This window comes from Streptococcus mitis (assembly GCF_002096735.1).
GTDB lineage: Bacteria > Bacillota > Bacilli > Lactobacillales > Streptococcaceae > Streptococcus > Streptococcus mitis_CZ.
In genome coordinates this window covers 1-5,203 of sequence record NZ_NCVC01000007.1, presented here as the reverse complement: position 1 = coordinate 5,203, position 5,203 = coordinate 1, and the positions used below count along the sequence as shown (strand labels likewise).

The following is a 5,203-nucleotide window of genomic DNA, read 5'->3' as shown; positions in this document are numbered from 1 at the left end:
AGCTAAGCGACTTCCATATCTCACAGGGGGCAACCCCCAACTACTTCCGGCGTTCTAGGGCTTAACTTCTGTGTTCGGCATGGGTACAGGTGTATCTCCTAGGCTATCGTCACTTAACTCTGAGTAATACCTACTCAAAATTGAATATCTATTCAAAGCAAGAAAACCATTCGCTTTCATATTCTCAGTTACTTTGGATAAGTCCTCGAGCTATTAGTATTAGTCCGCTACATGTGTCGCCACACTTCCACTTCTAACCTATCTACCTGATCATCTCTCAGGGCTCTTACTGATATAAAATCATGGGAAATCTCATCTTGAGGTGGGTTTCACACTTAGATGCTTTCAGCGTTTATCCCTTCCCTACATAGCTACCCAGCGATGCCTTTGGCAAGACAACTGGTACACCAGCGGTAAGTCCACTCTGGTCCTCTCGTACTAGGAGCAGATCCTCTCAAATTTCCTACGCCCGCGACGGATAGGGACCGAACTGTCTCACGACGTTCTGAACCCAGCTCGCGTGCCGCTTTAATGGGCGAACAGCCCAACCCTTGGGACCGACTACAGCCCCAGGATGCGACGAGCCGACATCGAGGTGCCAAACCTCCCCGTCGATGTGAACTCTTGGGGGAGATAAGCCTGTTATCCCCAGGGTAGCTTTTATCCGTTGAGCGATGGCCCTTCCATACGGAACCACCGGATCACTAAGCCCGACTTTCGTCCCTGCTCGAGTTGTAGCTCTCGCAGTCAAGCTCCCTTATACCTTTACACTCTGCGAATGATTTCCAACCATTCTGAGGGAACCTTTGGGCGCCTCCGTTACCTTTTAGGAGGCGACCGCCCCAGTCAAACTGCCCGTCAGACACTGTCTCCGATAGGGATCACCTATCTGGGTTAGAGTGGCCATAACACAAGGGTAGTATCCCAACATCGTCTCCTTCGAAACTGGCGTCCCGATCTCATAGACTCCTACCTATCCTGTACATGTGGTACAGACACTCAATATCAAACTGCAGTAAAGCTCCATGGGGTCTTTCCGTCCTGTCGCGGGTAACCTGCATCTTCACAGGTACTAAAATTTCACCGAGTCTCTCGTTGAGACAGTGCCCAAATCATTACGCCTTTCGTGCGGGTCGGAACTTACCCGACAAGGAATTTCGCTACCTTAGGACCGTTATAGTTACGGCCGCCGTTTACTGGGGCTTCAATTCATACCTTCGCTTGCGCTAAGCACTCCTCTTAACCTTCCAGCACCGGGCAGGCGTCACCCCCTATACATCATCTTACGATTTAGCAGAGAGCTGTGTTTTTGATAAACAGTTGCTTGGGCCTATTCACTGCGGCTGACTTAAAGTCAGCACCCCTTCTCCCGAAGTTACGGGGTCATTTTGCCGAGTTCCTTAACGAGAGTTCTCTCGCTCACCTGAGGCTACTCGCCTCGACTACCTGTGTCGGTTTGCGGTACGGGTAGAGTATGTTTAAACGCTAGAAGCTTTTCTTGGCAGTGTGACGTCACTAACTTCGCTACTAAACTTCGCTCCCCATCACAGCTCAATGTTATAGAACTAAGCATTTGACTCAGTTCACACCTCACTGCTTAGACAGACACTTCCAATCGTCTGCTTTAGTTAGCCTACTGCGTCCCTCCATCACTACATACTCTAGTACAGGAATATCAACCTGTTGTCCATCGGATACACCTTTCGGTCTCTCCTTAGGTCCCGACTAACCCAGGGCGGACGAGCCTTCCCCTGGAAACCTTAGTCTTACGGTGGACAGGATTCTCACCTGTCTTTCGCTACTCATACCGGCATTCTCACTTCTATGCGTTCCAGCACTCCTCACGGTACACCTTCATCACACATAGAACGCTCTCCTACCATACCTATAAAGGTATCCACAGCTTCGGTAAATTGTTTTAGCCCCGGTACATTTTCGGCGCAGGGTCACTCGACTAGTGAGCTATTACGCACTCTTTGAATGAATAGCTGCTTCTAAGCTAACATCCTAGTTGTCTGTGCAACCCCACATCCTTTTCCACTTAACAATTATTTTGGGACCTTAGCTGGTGGTCTGGGCTGTTTCCCTTTCGACTACGGATCTTAGCACTCGCAGTCTGACTGCCGACCATAATTCATTGGCATTCGGAGTTTATCTGAGATTGGTAATCCGGGATGGACCCCTCACCCAAACAGTGCTCTACCTCCAAGAATCTTTATGTCGACGCTAGCCCTAAAGCTATTTCGGAGAGAACCAGCTATCTCCAAGTTCGTTTGGAATTTCTCCGCTACCCACAAGTCATCCAAGCACTTTTCAACGTGCCCTGGTTCGGTCCTCCAGTGCGTCTTACCGCACCTTCAACCTGCTCATGGGTAGGTCACATGGTTTCGGGTCTACGTCATGATACTAATTCGCCCTATTCAGACTCGGTTTCCCTACGGCTCCGTCTCTTCAACTTAACCTCGCATCATAACGTAACTCGCCGGTTCATTCTACAAAAGGCACGCTCTCACCCATTAACGGGCTCGAACTTGTTGTAGGCACACGGTTTCAGGTTCTATTTCACTCCCCTCCCGGGGTGCTTTTCACCTTTCCCTCACGGTACTGGTTCACTATCGGTCACTAGGGAGTATTTAGGGTTGGGAGATGGTCCTCCCAGATTCCGACGGGATTTCACGTGTCCCGCCGTACTCAGGATACTGCTAGGTACAAAGACTATTTTAAATACGAGGCTATTACTCTCTTTGGCTGATCTTCCCAAATCATTCTTCTATAATCTTTGAGTCCACATTGCAGTCCTACAACCCCGAAGAGTAAACTCTTCGGTTTGCCCTTCTGCCGTTTCGCTCGCCGCTACTAAGGCAATCGCTTTTGCTTTCTCTTCCTGCAGCTACTTAGATGTTTCAGTTCACTGCGTCTTCCTCCTCACATCCTTAACAGATGTGGGTAACAGGTAGTACCTGTTGGGTTCCCCCATTCGGAAATCCCTGGATCATCGCTTACTTACAGCTACCCAAGGCATATCGTCGTTTGTCACGTCCTTCTTCGGCTCCTAGTGCCAAGGCATCCACCGTGCGCCCTTATTAACTTAACCTTATTTTTCTGACCTTTCAGTCATAAACTCTTATTAATACTACAGCGTTTTCGGTTTATTTTCTTGTTACTATTTGATATAGATATTCAATTTTCAATGTGCATTACTTGGTGATCTCTCACCGATGGAGCCTAGCGGGATCGAACCGCTGACCTCCTGCGTGCAAAGCAGGCGCTCTCCCAGCTGAGCTAAGGCCCCACAAGACCTCTCAAGACTAAACAAGACCAATGCGCAGTTCCTTTTCCTTAGAAAGGAGGTGATCCAGCCGCACCTTCCGATACGGCTACCTTGTTACGACTTCACCCCAATCATCTATCCCACCTTAGGCGGCTGGCTCCTTACGGTTACCTCACCGACTTCGGGTGTTACAAACTCTCGTGGTGTGACGGGCGGTGTGTACAAGGCCCGGGAACGTATTCACCGCGGCGTGCTGATCCGCGATTACTAGCGATTCCGACTTCATGTAGGCGAGTTGCAGCCTACAATCCGAACTGAGACTGGCTTTAAGAGATTAGCTTGCCGTCACCGGCTTGCGACTCGTTGTACCAGCCATTGTAGCACGTGTGTAGCCCAGGTCATAAGGGGCATGATGATTTGACGTCATCCCCACCTTCCTCCGGTTTATTACCGGCAGTCTCGCTAGAGTGCCCAACTGAATGATGGCAACTAACAATAGGGGTTGCGCTCGTTGCGGGACTTAACCCAACATCTCACGACACGAGCTGACGACAACCATGCACCACCTGTCACCTCTGTCCCGAAGGAAAACTCTATCTCTAGAGCGGTCAGAGGGATGTCAAGACCTGGTAAGGTTCTTCGCGTTGCTTCGAATTAAACCACATGCTCCACCGCTTGTGCGGGCCCCCGTCAATTCCTTTGAGTTTCAACCTTGCGGTCGTACTCCCCAGGCGGAGTGCTTAATGCGTTAGCTGCGGCACTAAACCCCGGAAAGGGTCTAACACCTAGCACTCATCGTTTACGGCGTGGACTACCAGGGTATCTAATCCTGTTTGCTCCCCACGCTTTCGAGCCTCAGCGTCAGTTACAAGCCAGAGAGCCGCTTTCGCCACCGGTGTTCCTCCATATATCTACGCATTTCACCGCTACACATGGAATTCCACTCTCCCCTCTTGCACTCAAGTTAAACAGTTTCCAAAGCGTACTATGGTTAAGCCACAGCCTTTAACTTCAGACTTATCTAACCGCCTGCGCTCGCTTTACGCCCAATAAATCCGGACAACGCTCGGGACCTACGTATTACCGCGGCTGCTGGCACGTAGTTAGCCGTCCCTTTCTGGTAAGATACCGTCACAGTGTGAACTTTCCACTCTCACACTCGTTCTTCTCTTACAACAGAGCTTTACGATCCGAAAACCTTCTTCACTCACGCGGCGTTGCTCGGTCAGACTTCCGTCCATTGCCGAAGATTCCCTACTGCTGCCTCCCGTAGGAGTCTGGGCCGTGTCTCAGTCCCAGTGTGGCCGATCACCCTCTCAGGTCGGCTATGTATCGTCGCCTTGGTGAGCCGTTACCCCACCAACTAGCTAATACAACGCAGGTCCATCTGGTAGTGATGCAATTGCACCTTTTAAGCAAATGTCATGCAACATCTACTCTTATGCGGTATTAGCTATCGTTTCCAATAGTTATCCCCCGCTACCAGGCAGGTTACCTACGCGTTACTCACCCGTTCGCAACTCATCCAGAAGAGCAAGCTCCTCCTTCAGCGTTCTACTTGCATGTATTAGGCACGCCGCCAGCGTTCGTCCTGAGCCAGGATCAAACTCTCATTAAAAGTTTGAGTTCTCACTCATTTCTGTCACTGACAGATTTATTGTTTTTTTCATTGTTCAGTACTACAACCTTAGTTGTAGTGCCCTGCACATTGGTTCGTCTTGTTCAGTTTTCAAAGGTCTTTGTCACTCACTTCTCTCAAGCGACAACTATATTAGTATATCACAGGTGCTTTCGCTTGTCAACACTTTTTTGAAACTTTTTTAATCTTTTTTCATCAAGTGTTCCATCCGCAACATACCATAGTCCGTACGGGATTCGAACCCGTGTTACCGCCGTGAAAAGGCGGTGTCTTAACCCCTTGACCAACGGACC

General features: G+C 49.7%; 2 tRNA genes and 3 rRNA genes. All 5 read right to left on the bottom strand.

The features are described 5' to 3' along the window. Position 1: 1 nt before the first annotated feature. A 5S ribosomal RNA gene (gene rrf / locus B7703_RS00200) occupies positions 2 to 117 on the bottom strand. Between the two features lie 76 nt (positions 118 to 193). Further along, positions 194 to 3,094 (bottom strand): 23S ribosomal RNA (locus B7703_RS00195). Between the two features lie 125 nt (positions 3,095 to 3,219). Continuing rightward, positions 3,220 to 3,292: transfer RNA gene (locus B7703_RS00190), tRNA-Ala, on the bottom strand. Between the two features lie 51 nt (positions 3,293 to 3,343). Then, positions 3,344 to 4,889 (bottom strand): 16S ribosomal RNA (locus B7703_RS00185). The 16S, 23S and 5S rRNA genes sit together here with 2 tRNA genes alongside, the layout of an rRNA operon. 242 nt (positions 4,890 to 5,131) lie before the next feature. Continuing rightward, positions 5,132 to 5,203 (bottom strand) — tRNA-Glu (locus B7703_RS00180).